14 protein-coding genes and 1 pseudogene are annotated in these 16,024 nt (G+C 70.8%); 9 read left to right on the top strand and 6 right to left on the bottom strand.

Going from position 1 to position 16,024, the window contains the following annotated elements; translation table 11 throughout:
• Positions 1 to 38 precede the first annotated feature (38 nt).
• A complete protein-coding gene (locus tag D0D15_RS24490) occupies positions 39 to 677 on the bottom strand; it encodes a TetR/AcrR family transcriptional regulator (protein WP_094005762.1) in 639 nt (212 codons plus the stop codon).
• Between the two features lie 72 nt (positions 678 to 749).
• Here D0D15_RS24490 and D0D15_RS24485 point away from each other — a divergent pair, with 72 nt between their 5' ends.
• The 5 genes from D0D15_RS24485 to D0D15_RS24465 all read left to right on the top strand — a co-directional run bounded on the left by D0D15_RS24485 (position 750) and on the right by D0D15_RS24465 (position 6,702).
• A complete protein-coding gene (locus tag D0D15_RS24485; protein ID WP_094005761.1) occupies positions 750 to 2,222 on the top strand; it encodes an FAD-dependent monooxygenase in 1,473 nt (490 codons plus the stop codon).
• 8 nt (positions 2,223 to 2,230) lie between these two features.
• Positions 2,231 to 3,868, top strand: coding sequence for a DNA repair helicase XPB (locus D0D15_RS24480; RefSeq protein WP_115944768.1), 1,638 nt, complete (start codon positions 2,231 to 2,233; stop codon positions 3,866 to 3,868).
• Positions 3,869 to 4,461: 593 nt separating this feature from the next.
• Positions 4,462 to 4,911 (top strand): hypothetical protein, encoded by a 450-nt coding sequence (locus tag D0D15_RS24475; RefSeq protein ID WP_094005759.1) that lies wholly within the window; start codon positions 4,462 to 4,464, stop codon positions 4,909 to 4,911.
• 137 nt (positions 4,912 to 5,048) lie between these two features.
• Positions 5,049 to 5,825 carry a DUF4253 domain-containing protein gene (locus D0D15_RS24470; protein ID WP_094005758.1) on the top strand — a complete coding sequence of 259 codons (777 nt, stop codon included), beginning with the start codon at positions 5,049 to 5,051 and terminating at the stop codon, positions 5,823 to 5,825.
• A gap of 37 nt (positions 5,826 to 5,862) precedes the next feature.
• Complete coding sequence (locus D0D15_RS24465; RefSeq protein ID WP_094005757.1) at positions 5,863 to 6,702, top strand: DUF72 domain-containing protein; 840 nt, start codon at positions 5,863 to 5,865, stop codon at positions 6,700 to 6,702.
• 28 nt (positions 6,703 to 6,730) lie between these two features.
• On the opposite strand, the gene D0D15_RS24460 is transcribed toward D0D15_RS24465, so the two are convergent.
• Positions 6,731 to 7,303 carry a type 1 glutamine amidotransferase domain-containing protein gene (locus D0D15_RS24460; protein ID WP_198958240.1) on the bottom strand — a complete coding sequence of 191 codons (573 nt, stop codon included), beginning with the start codon at positions 7,301 to 7,303 and terminating at the stop codon, positions 6,731 to 6,733.
• A gap of 115 nt (positions 7,304 to 7,418) precedes the next feature.
• Between D0D15_RS24460 and D0D15_RS24455 the strand changes: the two genes are divergently transcribed.
• On the top strand, positions 7,419 to 8,189 hold the full coding sequence (locus D0D15_RS24455) for an IclR family transcriptional regulator domain-containing protein (RefSeq protein ID WP_233157286.1): 771 nt from the start codon (positions 7,419 to 7,421) through the stop codon (positions 8,187 to 8,189).
• 248 nt (positions 8,190 to 8,437) lie between these two features.
• On the opposite strand, the gene D0D15_RS24450 is transcribed toward D0D15_RS24455, so the two are convergent.
• Complete coding sequence (locus tag D0D15_RS24450; RefSeq protein ID WP_094005754.1) at positions 8,438 to 9,403, bottom strand: zinc-dependent alcohol dehydrogenase; 966 nt, start codon at positions 9,401 to 9,403, stop codon at positions 8,438 to 8,440.
• 431 nt (positions 9,404 to 9,834) lie between these two features.
• Here D0D15_RS24450 and D0D15_RS24445 point away from each other — a divergent pair, with 431 nt between their 5' ends.
• Positions 9,835 to 10,791, top strand: a complete 957-nt coding sequence (locus D0D15_RS24445; protein ID WP_162830653.1) for an o-succinylbenzoate synthase — start codon at positions 9,835 to 9,837, stop codon at positions 10,789 to 10,791.
• 119 nt (positions 10,792 to 10,910) lie between these two features.
• Positions 10,911 to 11,168, top strand: coding sequence for a hypothetical protein (locus D0D15_RS36645; protein WP_094005753.1), 258 nt, complete (start codon positions 10,911 to 10,913; stop codon positions 11,166 to 11,168).
• Here the strand turns inward: D0D15_RS36645 and D0D15_RS24435 are convergent.
• Positions 11,165 to 13,519, bottom strand: coding sequence for a xanthine dehydrogenase family protein molybdopterin-binding subunit (locus D0D15_RS24435; RefSeq protein ID WP_094005752.1), 2,355 nt, complete (start codon positions 13,517 to 13,519; stop codon positions 11,165 to 11,167). The two genes, D0D15_RS36645 and D0D15_RS24435, sit on opposite strands and share 4 nt — an antisense overlap.
• Positions 13,520 to 13,623: 104 nt before the next feature.
• Between D0D15_RS24435 and D0D15_RS24430 the strand changes: the two genes are divergently transcribed.
• On the top strand, positions 13,624 to 13,824 hold the full coding sequence (locus D0D15_RS24430) for a PspC domain-containing protein (protein ID WP_094005751.1): 201 nt from the start codon (positions 13,624 to 13,626) through the stop codon (positions 13,822 to 13,824).
• A gap of 55 nt (positions 13,825 to 13,879) precedes the next feature.
• Here the strand turns inward: D0D15_RS24430 and groL are convergent, their stop codons facing one another.
• Entirely contained in the window at positions 13,880 to 15,511 is a 1,632-nt protein-coding gene (gene groL / locus D0D15_RS24425) for a chaperonin GroEL (RefSeq protein ID WP_094005750.1), read from the bottom strand.
• Between the two features lie 210 nt (positions 15,512 to 15,721).
• Positions 15,722 to 16,024 (bottom strand): annotated as a pseudogene (locus D0D15_RS24420) (serine/threonine protein kinase); the annotation flags it as partial.

The following is a 16,024-nucleotide window of genomic DNA, read 5'->3' as shown; positions in this document are numbered from 1 at the left end:
CTCCGCGTGGCGTTCCGCGCTGTGGTGTTCGCCACGGCCTACGACGCGGCGAGCCCGCCGAAGCCGCCGTCCAGCAGCCCGAACGCCACTTCCGCCGCCGCCCTGGCCTGCGGAAACACCTCATCCGCGGAGCGTCCGGCCGCGACCGACCGGTGGTTCTCACGGGCGAGGGTCCACAGCACCGCGACGATCGCGGACGCGGCCACCCGCGCCTCACCGCGTGCCACCGCGGCGGTCTCCGTGAGGGCCTCCGCCAGAGCCTCCTCGGCCGTCTGGTTGAACTCCAGCATCCGCGCGACCAGGGCCGGCGTGGCGAAGATCATCCGGTACAGCGCGAGGATCTCCGGGGCGTCGTTGAGGCCGGTGATCGGGTCGCGCCGGTCGAGTCCGTCGAGGAAGTGATCGCGGATCGCCTCCAGCGGCGTCCGGTCGTCCGGCCGGTTCCGCACCACGCGGGCGCTTTCCGTCTCGTGGTCGGCGAAGCGGTGGACGACCAGGGACTCCTTCGTCGGGAAGTAGGCGAACAGCGTGCGCCGCGACACCTCGGCCACCTCGGCGACCTGCGCGACGGACACCTGGTCGAACCCGTGCGCGAGGAACAGGTCGATCGCGGCGTTCGAGATCGCCTCGCGCGTGCGCTGCTTCTTCCGTTCGCGGAGCCCGGCCGGTTCGGTCACGAATCCAGGCTAGCAATCTCCTTTCACTCGGTAGTACTCTGCACTCAGTCTACTTTTGCACTCGGAGGACTTGTGCACACCGATGTCATCATCGCCGGAGCCGGCCCCACCGGCCTCGCCCTCGCCCACGAACTCGCGCTGGCCGGAGTCCGGACCGTGGTCGTCGAACCGCTGACCGAACGCGTCGAGCAGACCAAGGGCGGGACGATCCAGCCACGCACCGCGGAGCTGCTCGAACAGCGCGGCCTGCTCGAGGCCATGCAGGACCGGGCGCACGAACGCGCACCGGTCGGCGGCCACTTCGCCACCCTGCCGGTCCCGCTCGACTACTCGTCCTGGCCGACCCGGCACCCCTACCCCCTCTCGATCCGTCAGGACCTCGTGGAAGAGGTCCTCGAACTAGCGGCCCTCGCCCGCGGCGCGGAACTACGCCGCGGACGTCCGGTCACCGGCGTCGCACAGGACGCCGATGGCGTCACCGTCACCGCGGCCGACGACACCCTCCGCGCCCGGTACCTGGTCGCCTGCGACGGCGCACACAGCACCGTGCGCAAGCTGCTCGGCCTGCCCTTTCCCGGCCGGCCGGGCACCTTCCAAGCCGTGCTGGCCGAAATCCGGCTCGCCTCGGTGTCCGCGCTCGTGCCCGAGCGAGCCGGACACATCAGCGGCCTGACCCGCCACGCCAACGGCTACTGGTCGATGCTCGTGCCGGTCGGCGGTGACCGGTACCGCCTCACGTTCAGCCTCGAAGAGCAGGACCAGCACCAGGACCAGGGCCCGGTGGCGGAGAGCGAGACCGCCGACGCGCTCACCGCGGCGTACGGCTCGGACACCCGGCTGGCCCACGTCCTCGCCGCGTCCCGGTGGAGCGACGCGACCCGGCAACTGGAGCGGTACCGGCACGGCCGGATCCTCTTCTCGGGGGACGCGGCGCACATCCACCCGCCGCTCGGCGGCCAGGGCCTGAACCTCGGCGTGCAGGACGCCGTCAACCTCGGCTGGAAGCTGGCGGCGGCCGTGCACGGCTGGGCTCCGGGTGACCTACTGGACACCTATCAGGAGGAACGGCATCCCGCGGCCGCCCGGGTGTTGCACCACACCTCGGCGCAACGCGTGCTCGCCGCGCCGAAACCGTCCGAAGACGTCGCCGCGCTGCGCGACATCTTCGTCGACCTCCTGCGTCTCCCCGACACCAACCACTACCTGGCCGGCATGATGTCCGGTTTGGACGCCTCCGGCCGCGTGCCCGACGCCGAACTGCTCACCGGCGACGGGACCACCCGCCTGTCGGCACTCCTGCGCTCCGGACGCGGCCTGCTGCTCGACCTCACCGGCGACCACCCACTGCCGCCGGGCTGGTCCGACCGCGTCGACCGCGTCCAGGCCAAACCGGACCACCAGCTCACCGAGTCCGCCCTGCTCATCCGGCCGGACGGGTACCGGTGCTGGTCCCCCGGCGGCGGGCCTCTGGGCGCCGCGCTGACCCGCTGGTTCGGCGCCCCCGCGGACGACCAGCACGGCTCGGCCGCCCCCAACACCGTATAAAGGAGTACGTGACCGATGGCCCGTTGATCGTCCAATCCGACAAGACCGTGCTGCTCGAAGTCGACCACCCGATGGCCGACGACGCCCGGATCGCGATCGCCCCGTTCGCCGAACTGGAACGGGCCCCCGAGCACGTGCACACCTACCGCGTGACGCCGCTCGCGTTGTGGAACGCCCGCGCGGCGGGCCACGACGCCGAGCAGGTCGTCGACGCCCTGACCACCTACTCGCGCTTCCCGGTGCCGCAGCCGTTGCTGATCGACATCGTCGACACGATGGCGCGTTTCGGGCGGCTCCAGATCACCAACAACCCCGCGCACGGCCTGGTCATGACCACGACCGACCGGGCCGTGCTGGAAGAGGTGCTGCGCAACAAGAAGATCAGCCCGATGCTGGGCACCCGCATCGACGACGACACCGTCCTCGTACACCCCTCCGAGCGGGGCCGGCTCAAGCAGGCCCTGCTCAAGGTGGGCTGGCCCGCGGAGGACCTGGCCGGCTACGTCGACGGCGAGGCGCACCCGATGCAGCTGGCCGAGACCGGCTGGGGACTGCGCGACTACCAGCGGCAGGCCGCCGAGGCGTTCTCGGCAGGCGGTTCCGGCGTGGTCGTGCTGCCCTGCGGAGCGGGCAAGACGCTCGTCGGCGCGGCGGCCATGGCGCGCGCGCAGGCCACCACCCTCATCCTGGTCACCAACACCGTCGCCGGGCGCCAGTGGAAGCGTGAACTGGTGGCGCGCACCTCCCTGACCGAGGACGAGATCGGTGAGTACTCCGGCGAGAAGAAGGAGATCAGGCCGGTCACCATCGCGACCTACCAGGTGATCACACGCAAGTCCAAGGGCGAGTACAAGCACCTGGAGCTGTTCGACTCGCGCGACTGGGGCCTGATCGTCTACGACGAGGTGCACCTGCTGCCCGCGCCCGTGTTCCGGATGACGGCGGACCTGCAGTCCCGGCGCCGGCTCGGCCTGACCGCGACGCTGGTGCGCGAGGCCGGCCGCGAGGGCGACGTCTTCTCGCTCATCGGACCCAAGCGGTACGACGCGCCGTGGCGCGACATCGAGGCGCAGGGCTGGATCGCACCCGCCGAGTGCATCGAGGTGCGGGTGACCCTCACCGACAACGAGCGCCTGCTGTACGCCACGGCCGAATCCGAGGACAAGTACAAGCTCGCGGCCACCGCCCGCACGAAGGTCCCGGTCGTCAAGTCCATTCTGGACAAACACCCGGGCGACCAGACGCTGGTGATCGGCGCGTACCTGGACCAGCTCGAGGAACTCGGCGCGGAGCTGGACGCGCCGGTGATCCAGGGCTCCACGCGGAACAAGGAACGCGAGGCGCTGTTCGACGCCTTCCGTCGCGGTGAGATCGACAAGCTCGTGGTGTCGAAGGTCGCGAACTTCTCGATCGACCTGCCGGAGGCGACCGTCGCCATCCAGGTGTCGGGCACGTTCGGCTCCCGGCAGGAGGAGGCGCAGCGCCTGGGCCGGCTGCTCCGGCCAAAGGCCGACGGCAGGCAGGCGCACTTCTACTCGGTGGTCTCGCGCGACACGCTGGACACCGAGTACGCCGCGCACCGGCAGCGGTTCCTCGCCGAACAGGGCTACGCGTACACGATCCACGACGCGGACGCCTACCTGTAGCGCGGCGTCGCGGAGCCTGCGCGGCAGCGTGGTGCGGAGTCGCCGCGTTGCGGCCGCGTGGTGGCCCGCCGCGCGCGACAGGCGAAGCCGGCGGAGGAACGTGGAACACCTGCCTGGTGACGTGGAACTCCAGCGACGCGGTCTGGACAGAAACGGCCTTCGCCCTGGCGTTCCTCGCCGCGGTCGTGTCGCCGCTTCGTCGCCCTCAGGTGCGACACCCGGACGCAGTCCGGCGGCCACCCACTGAGCCGTCGCGCGGGCGACGCGCAGGCACAGCACGAGCGCGGGTTTCCCGGTACGTGCCTTGAGTAGGGGTCGTCGTCGTGGCGCGCCCACTGGGATGAGGTCGTCAACCGCGCGTTCGACCACCGCGTGGACACGGCAAAGGCGACGCACGAAAGCAGCACGCCCGCACCACAGTCTCGGCAGACGTGAGCTTCCCACCGGCATTTCTCGCCGCCGTGGCAATGCCCCGCCGTGACCGCCACCCGGGTGCGCGATGCGCGGTCCCGCAACCGCACGGTGGATCATCGCGCCGGCGAGGCATAGTCGCCGCACGAGCGTGGAATCCCCGGTGCGTGGTGTGGGCAGGCGTGGTCTTCGTCGTCGTGGTGGTTCTCGCTGCGGCCATGGTGACACTGCGTCGTGCCCGTCGTTCAGGCGCGGCGGAGGCGCGCCGCCTGTCGCGGGCATGCTCGTGGGCCGGCTTCGTGCTGGCGGCGGTGCCCAGCACGACATGGCTGGTCCTGTGGCTCTCCGGCGGCGAGCCGAAGGCGCTGATCGGTCTCGCCGGGCTGGTGTTGTCGGCGGCTCCGGTGCTCGCCGGATACCGGTGGCCGCGTCTGGTCGTGCCGTCATTGGTCCTGTGCCTCCTGGCTTCGATCGGGATGGCTCTCGCCTGGCAGCACCTGTACGTGTTGCTGCCGCTCGCGTTGGCGTTGACGGGGGCCTGGCTGCTGGCCCTCGCCCTGCACGTGCGGTCCAGTACTCACGCAGGTGCGGGCGAAACCCCAGTTCAACGGCGGGATACGACCCGCTCATGACCGAAGCTACCACGAATCTCGAACACCCGTTCGACCGATCGGGTGAAGTGGCGAAAACTGATCCTCGGGCTCCGAAACTGTCGTACCCTCGAACTACTGTTCGACCTCATCGACGCAGTCCATCCCGAGGAGGTCTCGTGACCACCGCCGCCACACCCGAGGAAAGCCTCGTCGCCGAGGCCCTCACCAGCATCGATCTGCCGCCCGGCCGCTGGATCGGGCAGATGTGGGTCTCCGACGACCCGTTGGCCGACCCCGGCCTGTACCGCGCCTGCGTCGCCGGGTTCGACCGGTCCGGGTTGTGGCCCGTGCTGATCCCGCACGACCCGCGCTTCGCCGCGAACGGCGAGGACTGGCTGACCGACCGCCGCCGCCTCGCGCCCGCCGTCCACCGCGTCGGCGACGTCGACGCCGGGGCGACGCTCGCCCGCTGGTGGGATCCCTTCTGCTGCCCGAACGGCACCGGCTGCCTGCGCCCGTACGGCGCCACCTTCCCCGGGCTCGCGAAGAAGTCCCAGCTGCGGGTGGATCCGCTCGCCGAGGCCGGCAACACCGGTTCCATCCTCGTCCGGCGCGCGCCCTACCGCCTGGGGCTGGTGCCGGTCGAGCGGCCCGCCGACGTCCCCGCCACGCTCGGCTGGACCGGGATGATCAAGTCGACGGACGAGGTCGCCGCGGTGTCCGCGGTCCTGCGCAGCTGGGAGGACCGGTTTGGGGCGACGCTCATCGTGCTCGGCTTCGACGAACTGGAACTTTCGGTCGCGGCGCCGCCCCGCAACCAGGGCCGGTCGCTCATCCTCGCCGCCGAGCACCGCGCGTTCAGCCTGCGCAGCTTCTCTGGACAGCCGGGCACCCTCCGCGAGTACGCCGCGGGCCTGGTGCACCGGCGGCACTGGAGGTTCTCCTGGGACTGACGGAACGGTTGAGGAGGTCACCATCGCCGAAATCCGGGTGGGCACCTCGGGCTGGCGGTACCCGCCGTGGCGGGGCACGTTCTACCCGAAGGGCCTGGCGCAGCGCCGCGAGCTGGAGTACATCTCGCGGCAGGTGAACTCCGTGGAGATCAACGGCTCGTTCTACTCGCTCCAGCGGCCGGAGCGGTACCGGGCCTGGGCGGAGCAGACGCCTGACGACTTCGTGTTCGCCGTGAAGGGCGGTCGCTTCATCACCCACATGAAGCGCCTGACCGACACGGAGACACCGCTGGCGAACTTCTTCGCCTCGGGGGTGCTGGCACTGGGCCACAAGCTCGGGCCGATCCTCTGGCAGCTGCCGGCGAACTTCGCGTTCGAACCCGACCGGTTCGCGGAGTTCTTCGCGACCCTGCCCGGCGACACCCGGGCGGCCGCGGAGCTGGCCCGCAAACACGACGACAAACTGAAGGGAGAGGCCCACACCGAAGCCGGCCCGAACCGGCGACTGCGCTACGCGCTCGAACCCAGGCACCCGAGTTTTCACTCGGACGAGTGCCAGAAGCTGTTGCGGGACAACAACATCGCCTTGGTGGCGGCCGATTCGGCCGGTACCTGGCCGAGTTTCGAGGAGGTGACCGCGGACTTCGTCTACGTCCGCCTGCACGGCGACGAGGAACTCTACGCGAGTGGCTACACCGACGAGGCCCTGGAGCGCTGGGCCGGCAAGATCCGCCGCTGGCGGCGCGCCGGCGGCAAGAAAACGCGTGACGTGTACGTCTACTTCGACAACGACATCAAGGTGAAGGCGCCCGGCGACGCCATCTCGCTCGCGACCCGGCTGGGGGTCACGAGCCGCCCGATCGACCTGCCGTCCTGACAAGTCGACCGGGCGTCCTGAAGACGGGTCACGCGCTCTTCGCCTGGGCGCGGTGCTTGCCCTCCGCGAACTCCTCGACGAGCTTGCGGCAGAAGGCGGGCAGGTCGTCCGGCTTGCGGCTGGTGACGAAACCGGAGTCGGTCACGACCTCCTCGTCCACCCACTCGGCGCCGGCGTTGCGCAGGTCGGTCTGCAGGCTCGGCCAGGAGGTCATCCGGCGGCCGCGCACCACGTCGGCCTCGATCAAGGTCCACGGCGCGTGGCAGATCGCCGCGACGGGCTTCTGCTGCGAGAAGAACCCGCGGACGAAGCGGACGGCGTCGGGGACGGTGCGGAGGAAGTCCGGGTTCGCCACGCCGCCCGGCAGCACGAGCGCGTCGAAGTCGTCCGGGGAGACGTCGGTGACGACCTTGTCGACCGGGAACGTGTCGGCCTTGTCGAGGTGGTTGAACGCCTGGATGCGGCCCGGCGAAGTGGACACCAGCTCCGGCTGGCCGCCCGCGTCCTGGACCGCCTTCCACGGCTCGGTCAGTTCGACCTGCTCGGTGCCCTCGGGCGCGACGACGAAGGCCACTCGCTTACCGGAGAGTGTGTTCGCCACGATTGCACTCCTTCCGTTCAGGGGATTCAGCGCTGAACTACCCGTGTCCCGGCGGGCGCGAAACATGCGGACGTACGATGGAAACGAGCCGATCGGGTGGCAGCCGGAGGGTTCGATGACGAGCACGACGCCCGGCGAAAGCCCTGGCCACGGCCCTCATTTCGTGCAGGCCGTCGGCCGGGCGTTCGCGATCCTGCGGTGCTTCGGCGCGGACCGCCCGGCGCTGTCGGCGGGCGCGGCGGCGAAACTGACGGGCCTGGACCGGGCCACCGCGCGACGGTTGCTGCTCACGCTCGCGGACCTGGGGTACGTGCGCTACGACGGGCAGGTGTTCCGGCTCACGCCGCGGACCCTGGACCTGGGTTACGCGTACCTGTCCGGGCTCGCGCTGCCCGAGATCGCGCACCCGCACCTGCACGACCTGGCGCACAAGCTGAACGAGACGGCGTCGTTGACCGTGCTCGATCGGGGTGACGTGGTGTACCTGGCCGTGGTGCCCGGGCACCGGCACGCTCCGCCGACCCTCACCGTCGGTGCTCGCCGGCCCGCGCACACCACGTCGAGCGGGCAGGTCCTGCTCGCCGCGTTGCCGGAGGACGAGCTCACGCGACGGCCCGGCGCGCTCGAGGACGTCGCCGGACTGCCGAAGGAGATCGAGCAGGTCCGGGAGCGCGGGTGGGCGATGGCGGAACACGACCTCGAGGGCGACCTGCGGGCGATCGCGGCTCCGGTGCGGCACCGGCGTGGGCGGGTGATCGCCGCGGTGAACGCGTCGGTGCACCCGGACCGGCTCGGGCACGGGCTGGTCGAGCGGGACTACGTGCCCGAGTTGCTGCGCGCGGCGTGGTCGATCGAGGCGGAGCTGGCGAACCTGCCCGAGGAGTGAGCGGTCGCCGGGCGGAGGCTGTGCAGCCGCTGAAGCCCAGTCGCTGGCCGTGGCCGGACATCGGCCGAGGCTGTCCGGCCGACCGGAGCTGGACGCCGGCCCGAAGCGGATCGGCCGCCGCAACTCGCCGATGGCGGAAGCTGGCCGGCAGCCGTGCTGGAACGGGCCGGAGCCGGGCATCGGTCGCAGCTGACCGGCCGTCCCGGGCCGGATGGTGGCTGGAGCCGAACGGCCGTCCCGGGCCGGACTCAGTCGAAGCTGATCCAGGACTTGCCGGCCACCGACTGGACCGATGCGAACGCCTGCGCGGCCTCTTCCAGCGGGAACCGTGCCTGCAGCACCTTGCCCGGCCGGACCTCGTCGCGGTTGAGCAGGTTCACCGTCGTCTCGAAGTCGACCGGGTGGTCGTAGATGAGCGAGCCCTTGAGGGTGTGCTGGCGGTAGACCAGGTCAGCGGTGGTCAGCTCAAGCGGGCGCGAGTTGATGCCCACGAGCAGGGCAGTGCCGCCGCGGCGGAGGTGCTCCAGTCCGGCGCGCAGGGCCTGCGGGACGCCGGACGTCTCGAAGACGAGGTCGAACTCGCCGTCGACGGTGGTTTCGGCGCCGAACGAGTGGGCCAGCTCGGCGCGTCCCTCGTGCGGTTCCTGGACCGCGACCGTCGTGCCGAGCGCCCGCAGCGCGAGGCACAGCAGCAAGCCCTGCGAGCCCGCCCCGACCACGAGCACCCGCTGACCGGGCTCGACGCCGGAACGCCGGATCGCCGACCGCGCGACGGTCAGCGCCTCGATGCAGACGAGGTCCTCCAGGCCGACCGTCTCCGCCGCCGGCCAGGCGAACTCGGCCGGGACCGCGACGTACTCGGCCAGCAGACCCGGGTGGTTCATGCCCACGATGACCCGCTCGGTGCAGGCGGAGGTGAACCCGCTGGTGCACGCCGCGCACCGGCCGCAGCAGTAGTTGGGCTCGATCGCGACCTGCTGGCCGACCGCGCGGTCCGCGACGTCCGCCCCGACGGCCACGATCTCGCCGACACCTTCGTGACCCATCAGCCAGGGCCGCTCGGGCACCTCCCGCGCACCGCGGTAAACGCCGAGGTCCGACCCGCACAGCCCGAGCCCCCGCATACGCACGAGCACCTCGCGCGGCCCGATCTCGGGTTCCGGCAGGTCGACGAGCCGCATCACCTCGGGCTCGGCCAGCACTACGGCCTTCATTCGCTACCTCCACATGTCCGCACCTCGCATGCTAACCGCTAATTAACCATTTAGTCCATTAGCGGTGAGGTGCTGGGCGGCCGGGAGGGGTCGCGCGACAGCGGGCCGAGGAGTGCCGCCGGGGGGAAGCCAGCAGATGGGACCGCGACCGGCAGCGGTGGGCGCACCGAGGGCGCAGCTACCAAGACGACTGTCACCGAGGCGAGAACCCTTGAGCAGCCGCCCGAAGTGGATGGGGTAGCGCAGCACGCACATGTGGCCCCAATGACACGGCCACCCGGGGTGAGCACCCAAGCGTGGCCACCCGGGCTGGGTGGAGTCGCCGGCCCTGCGAGACCGAGCGCGCAGCCATCAAGACGAAAGTCACCAACGCAAGAACCCGGGCGTGGCGCCCACATGGGCGGCGTCGCCGGTCGTGCGAGGATGGCTGCGTGGATGAGCCCCTGGTCTACGCGATCCCCCTGCGGAATCGGTTTCGCGGGGTCACCGTGCGTGAAGGGGTTCTGCTGCGCGGCCCCGCGGGGTGGGGTGAGTTCTGCCCGTTCGCCGATTACGACGATCGTGAGAGTGCGCCTTGGCTCGCGGCTGCCGTCGAGGCGAGTCAGCGGGGGTGGCCGGCGCCCGTGCGTGCTCGGGTCGAGGTGAACACCACCGTGCCCGTCGTGGGGGCCGATGCGGCTCACGACATGGTCGCCAGGTCGGGGTGCCGGACCGCGAAGGTGAAGGTCGCCGATCCGCGGACGTCCATTGTGGAGGACTGTGAACGGGTCGCGGCGGTGCGGGACGCGCTCGGGCCGCGGGGGGCGATCCGCGTGGACGCCAACGCGGCCTGGGATGTCGACACCGCGACGAAAGCCATCCGTGAGCTGGATCGCGCCGCGGGCGGGCTCGAATACGTCGAGCAGCCGTGCCCCTCGATCGACGAGCTGGCGGCCGTGCGCCGCAAGACCGATGTGCGCATCGCGGCGGACGAGTCGATCCGGCGGGCCGAGGATCCGCTCCGGGTGGCCGTCGCGAACGCCGCCGACATCGCCGTGATCAAGGTGGCGCCCCTCGGCGGCGTGCGGCGGGCGCTGGAGGTCGCGGAGGCCGCCGGGTTGCCGTGCGTCGTCTCATCCGCGGTGGAGACCAGCGTCGGGCTCGCGGCGGGGCTCGCGCTCGCCGGGGCGCTGCCGGAGCTGGACTTCGCGTGCGGGCTGGGCACGATGTCCCTGCTCACCAAGGACACAGCCAGCCACTCACTGACCCCTGTGGACGGTTACCTGCCCGTCCTGCGGCAAGCCCCCGAACCCGACCTCGCGCACGAAACCGCCGCCGACGAGGCCACCACGCAGGCCTGGCTCGACCGGCTCCGGCGAGTCGAGGGCTGCGGCGAAGCGAAGGCCTGATACCGCGAGGCCAGTTTGGCAAGAAGGCACCGGATTCCCGATCTTGACGAAATCCGCGGTATCCAATGGATCACGGCCCGCGGTACGCTCTGATTCCAGTTCACCTGGGGACGAGCACGATGACGGAATCGAGCGAACTGACGCACGCGGAGATCGTCGAAGAACTCAGCCGGGGAATCGATCGATACGACGTCGAACTCCGGAGCTGTTATCACCCCGACGCCGTTGACATCCACAACATCTACAACGGCGGCCTGGAAGGCTTCATCGAGCTGGAAGCGCCCACCACGAAACCGTGGAATGCGTGGCAGATCGAGAAACCGCTGCTGGGTCAGCCGAACCAGGACGATCCTTCGTACGATCCGGCGCAGGACTAGGCCACCGCTTCATCGGCGTCCGCCGACGCCGATGAAGCTCGTACCGGCAAGGCGTCGAATGCCGCAGGTGGCTCACGCCACGGATCCGCACCGCCGGCCCGCGCCGCGCGCCACACGCGCTGCGGCGTCAACGGCATGTCGATGTGCCGGACGCCCAGGTGGGCCAGCGCGTCGATCACCGCGTTCTGCACCGCGGGGGTCGAACCGACCGTGGCCGACTCGCCGATTCCCTTGGCGCCCAACGGGTTCCGGTCGGTCAGCGTCTCCGTGTTGCTGACCTCCAGCGCCGGCACGTCGGCCGCCGACGGCAGGTGGTAGTCGGCGAACGTGGCGGTCACCGGGTTGCCGTCCTCGTCGTAGGACACCTGCTCCCACAGCGCCTGCGCGATCCCCTGCACCGCACCGCCGTGCTGCTGCCCACGCACGATCATCGGGTTCAGCACGCGCCCGCAGTCGTCCACCGCTATGTGCCGCAACGGTTTCACGAAGCCGGTTTCGACGTCCACCTCGACCACCGACACGTGTGCCCCGAAGGGGAACGTCGCCCCGTCCGGTTTGAAGTCCGTCGTCTCCAGCAGCGGGCGCCCGTCCGCCGAAGCCACCTCGGCCAGCTCCGCCCACCCGATCGTCGCCTGGGGAACGCCCGCCACGCCGAGCCCGCCGTCGGTCAGCACGATGTCATCCACGCCCGCCTCCAGCCGCGACGCGGCCAGCTCCCGAGCCCGCGACAGCACCAGATCCGCCGCCTGCCGCACCGCGCTGCCACCGACCTGCAGCGACCGCGAACCACCCGTCCCACCGCCACGGGGCACCGCGGCCGTGTCCGACTGCACGAACTCGACCGACTCCAGCGGAATCCCCAGCGCGTCGGCCACCAGCATCGAGAACGACGTCGCGTGGCCCTGGCCGTGCCCGGACGTGCCGACCTTGATCCCCGCCGTCCCGTCCGCCCGGATCTCCACCGACGCGAACTCCCCGCTGCCGCCACCGGTGATCTCGACGTACGCGCTCACGCCGATCCCCAGCAGCCGCGACTCGCCCGCCGCGATGCGCCGCTTCTGCTCGGCCCGCAGCTCGTCGTAACCAGCGACCTGCAGCGCCGTGCGCAACGGAAGGTCGTAGTCGCCGCTGTCGTAGCTCGCGCCGCTGAACGTCGTGTACGGGAACTCGTCCGGGCGCAGGAAGTTGCGCCGCCGGATCTCCGCCGGGTCCACGCCCAGCTCGGCCGCGGCCAGGTCCATCAGCCGCTCCAGCATCGCGGTCGCCTCCGGACGGCCGGCACCGCGGAACGCGCCCACCGGCGCGGTGTTGGTCAGCGCCGCGATCGCCGCGTAGCTGATCTTCGGGATCCGGTACACGCCCTGCGCCATCGTCCGCGTCGGACCGAGCGCGAGCCCACCGCCGAACCCGGCGTACGCCCCCGCGTCCCCGACGACCCGGCACCGCAGGCCGACGATCGTCCCGTCGCGGCGCAGCCCCAGCTCGCCGTACTGCACCTGCGCCCGGCCCTGCGGCGCGGCCTGCAGGTTCTCCGACCGGCTCTCCGTCCACTTCACCGGACGCCCGAACCGCCGCGCGGCCTCGATCACCACCGCGTGCTCGGCCGTGACCCCGACCTTGCCGCCGAACGCGCCACCGACGTGCGGCGCCACCACGCGGATCCGGTCGGCGTCGTAGCCGAACAGCTTGGCGGCCGCGGCCCGGAAGCCGTGCGGCATCTGCGTCGACACGTAGACCGTCAGGTCGAATTCGTCGTCGGCGGGCAGCGCGACGATCGCGTTGCCCTCCATCGGCGCCACCGCCAGGCGCTGGTTCTCGATGCGCGCCCGCACCACGACGTCCGCGCCGTCGAGGACCTCCTCGCCCGCGGCGTCGCGTTCGCCGGCCGCGATGTTCGAGCCGAGCTCGGGGAACTGCAGCGGTGCGCCGTCGTCCAGCGCCCGCTCGGGATCCACCGCGGCGGGCAGCGGCTCGTAGTCCACGTCGACCAGTTCGAGCGCGTCCGCCACGGCCGTCGCGCTTTCCGCGACCACCGCGGCCACCGGTTCCCCGGCGAAGCGCACCCGGTCGGACGCCAGCGCGTACCGCTTCGCCCGCGGGTTCAGGTCCAGGAACACCGGCAGCTCGGCCAGGTCCAGGTCCGCGGCGGTGAGCACCGCGATCACCCCCGGGGCCGCGGCCGCCGCGGCGGTGTCGATGCCGTTGATCAGCGCGTGCGCGAACGGCGACCGGACGAACGCGACATGACAGACGCCGTCGAACTTCAGGTTGTCGACGAAGGTTCCACGACCACGCACCAGATCCGGGTCTTCGACCCGCCGGACCTCGGTACCGAGCAACGATCCCGCCATGTGATCGACCTTATCCGCCCCCGGGCACCCCGGCCCAGGTTTTCCGGGTGCGCTCCGGGTTCGTCCCCGATGTGCGGCCGTGCGCCGCGGCCGACGATGGACACATGACGAACACAGTGACCACCAAGAAGCTCCGCCGCAGCTCCACCGACAAGATGATCGCCGGCGTGGCCGGTGGCTGGGCCGCGCTGCTCGGCGTCGACGCGGCGGTCATCCGCATCGTCCTCGTCGCCGCGACCCTGCTCGGGTTCGGCGCGCCGATCCTGCTCTACGCCATCTGCTGGATGCTCATGCCGCAGGAATAGACGGCAAAAAGCCCGGATGCGCGGTGCGCACCCGGGCTTTCGCCGGACTAGTGGATCAGAAGTCCATGCCGCCCATGCCACCGGTCGGGTCGCCCGCCGGAGCGGCGCCAGCCTTCTCCGGCTTGTCGGCCACGACGGCCTCGGTGGTCAGGAACAGACCCGCGATCGAAGCCGCGTTCTGCAGCGCCGAACGGGTCACCTTGGCGGGGTCGATGACGCCGGCCTTGACCAGGTCCTCGTAGTCGCCGGTCGCCGCGTTCAGGCCGTGGCCCTCCGGCAGACCCTTGACCTTCTCCGCCACGACGCCGCCCTCGAGACCGCTGTTGACCGCGATCTGCTTGAGCGGAGCCTCGACGGCGACCTTGACGATGTTCGCACCGGTCGCCTCGTCGCCCGAGAGGCGCAGGCCCTCGAAGGCAGCCTTGGACGCCTGGAGCAGGGCCACGCCACCACCGGCGACGATGCCCTCCTCGACGGCGGCCTTCGCGTTGCGAACGGCGTCCTCGATGCGGTGCTTGCGCTCCTTGAGCTCGACCTCGGTGGCGGCACCGGCCTTGATGACGGCCACGCCGCCGGCCAGCTTGGCCAGCCGCTCCTGCAGCTTCTCGCGGTCGTAGTCGGAGTCCGACTTCTCGATCTCGGCGCGGATCTGGTTCACGCGGCCCTGGATCTGGTCCGCGTCGCCGGCACCCTCGACGATGGTCGTCTCGTCCTTGGTGATGACGGCCTTGCGGGCCTTGCCCAGCAGGTTCAGGTCCGCGTTCTCCAGCTTGAGGCCCACGTCCTCGGAGATGACCTGGCCACCGGTCAGGATCGCGATGTCCTGCAGGATGGCCTTGCGGCGGTCACCGAAGCCCGGAGCCTTGACGGCGACGGACTTGAAGGTGCCGCGGATCTTGTTGACGACCAGGGTCGCCAGGGCCTCGCCCTCGACGTCCTCGGCGATGATCAGCAGCGGCTTGCCCGACTGCATGACCTTCTCCAGGACCGGCAGCAGGTCCTTGACGTTCGAGATCTTCGAGCCGAACAGGAGGATGTACGGGTCCTCCAGGACGGCTTCCTGACGCTCGGCGTCGGTGACGAAGTAACCCGAGATGTAGCCCTTGTCGAAGCGCATACCCTCGGTGAGCTCGAGCTCGAGCCCGAAGGTGTTCGACTCCTCGACGGTGACGACGCCTTCCTTGCCGACCTTGTCCAGCGCCTCGGCGATCAGCTCACCGATGGTGCGGTCCGCGGCCGAGATCGAGGCGGTGGCAGCGATCTGCTCCTTGGTCTCGACCTCCTTCGCGGCCTTGTGCAGCTGCTCGACGACGGCCTCGACCGCCTGCTCGATGCCACGCTTGAGGGCGATCGGGTCGGCACCGGCGGCCACGTTGCGCAGACCTTCGCGCACGAGCGCCTGGGCCAGCACGGTGGCGGTGGTGGTGCCGTCACCGGCTACGTCGTCGGTCTTCTTGGCGACTTCCTTGACGAGCTCGGCCCCGATCTTCTCCCACGGGTCCTCGAGCTCGATCTCCTTCGCGATGGAGACACCGTCGTTGGTGATCGTCGGCGCGCCCCACTTCTTTTCGAGCACGACGTTGCGGCCACGGGGGCCAAGCGTCACCTTGACGGCGTCGGCGAGGGTGTTCAGACCCCGCTCAAGCCCGCGGCGGGCGTCCTCGTCGAACGCGATCAGTTTGGCCATTGGGGTGTTGTCCTCCGGTAGTGGTCGCTGCCATGACCTGCTTTCGGACTGGCAGCAGGACACTTAGCTCGGCCAGGCTCGGTGCCCGCGACGGACGACCTGCTCGGTGTTCCGAGCCGGCCTCACCGTCCCGACCATGGTTGGCACTCGACGCTGCCGAGTGCCAACGTCTGTTTAGCACTCTCCGGGGGCGAGTGCAAGAATCGCACGTCAGGGGCTCGGTTTGATGGAGATCGTCGCGGGCGGCGGGTTGTTGGCGGTGGACTGGCCGGTCGCGCCGCCGGTGGGGCCGACGGGGATGTTGGGCGCGGTGGTCGGGGCGGGCGCGGAGCCGCCGTCGCGATTCACCAGAACGAGCGTCACGACGACCGCCGCCACCACGACGAGCCCGGCCAGGCTCGCCCACAGCCACTTCAGGCCGCGGCCCTTCGTCGGGGGTTGCTGGGCGTAGCCGTAGGGCTGTTGCTGGGGCGGCCAGCCGGGGGGCTGGTGCCAGGGCTGGCCCTGCGGGGG

The sequence above is a fragment of the Amycolatopsis thermalba genome (assembly GCF_003385215.1).
Classification (GTDB): domain Bacteria; phylum Actinomycetota; class Actinomycetes; order Mycobacteriales; family Pseudonocardiaceae; genus Amycolatopsis_E; species Amycolatopsis_E thermalba.
Note: the sequence above shows the minus strand (reverse complement) of the source record. Positions and strands in the feature narration are given on the sequence as shown.

What these genes read in the sequence shown, in the direction of transcription:
- D0D15_RS24455 (WP_233157286.1), top strand. Translation starts at nt 7,419, where the DNA reads ATGACGAGCACGACGCCCGGCGAAAGCCCTGGCCACGGCCCTCATTTC.
- D0D15_RS24450 (WP_094005754.1), bottom strand. Translation starts at nt 9,403, where the DNA reads ATGAAGGCCGTAGTGCTGGCCGAGCCCGAGGTGATGCGGCTCGTCGAC.
- D0D15_RS36645 (WP_094005753.1), top strand. Translation starts at nt 10,911, where the DNA reads ATGACGGAATCGAGCGAACTGACGCACGCGGAGATCGTCGAAGAACTC.
- D0D15_RS24435 (WP_094005752.1), bottom strand. Translation starts at nt 13,519, where the DNA reads ATGGCGGGATCGTTGCTCGGTACCGAGGTCCGGCGGGTCGAAGACCCG.
- D0D15_RS24430 (WP_094005751.1), top strand. Translation starts at nt 13,624, where the DNA reads ATGACGAACACAGTGACCACCAAGAAGCTCCGCCGCAGCTCCACCGAC.
- groL (WP_094005750.1), bottom strand. Translation starts at nt 15,511, where the DNA reads ATGGCCAAACTGATCGCGTTCGACGAGGACGCCCGCCGCGGGCTTGAG.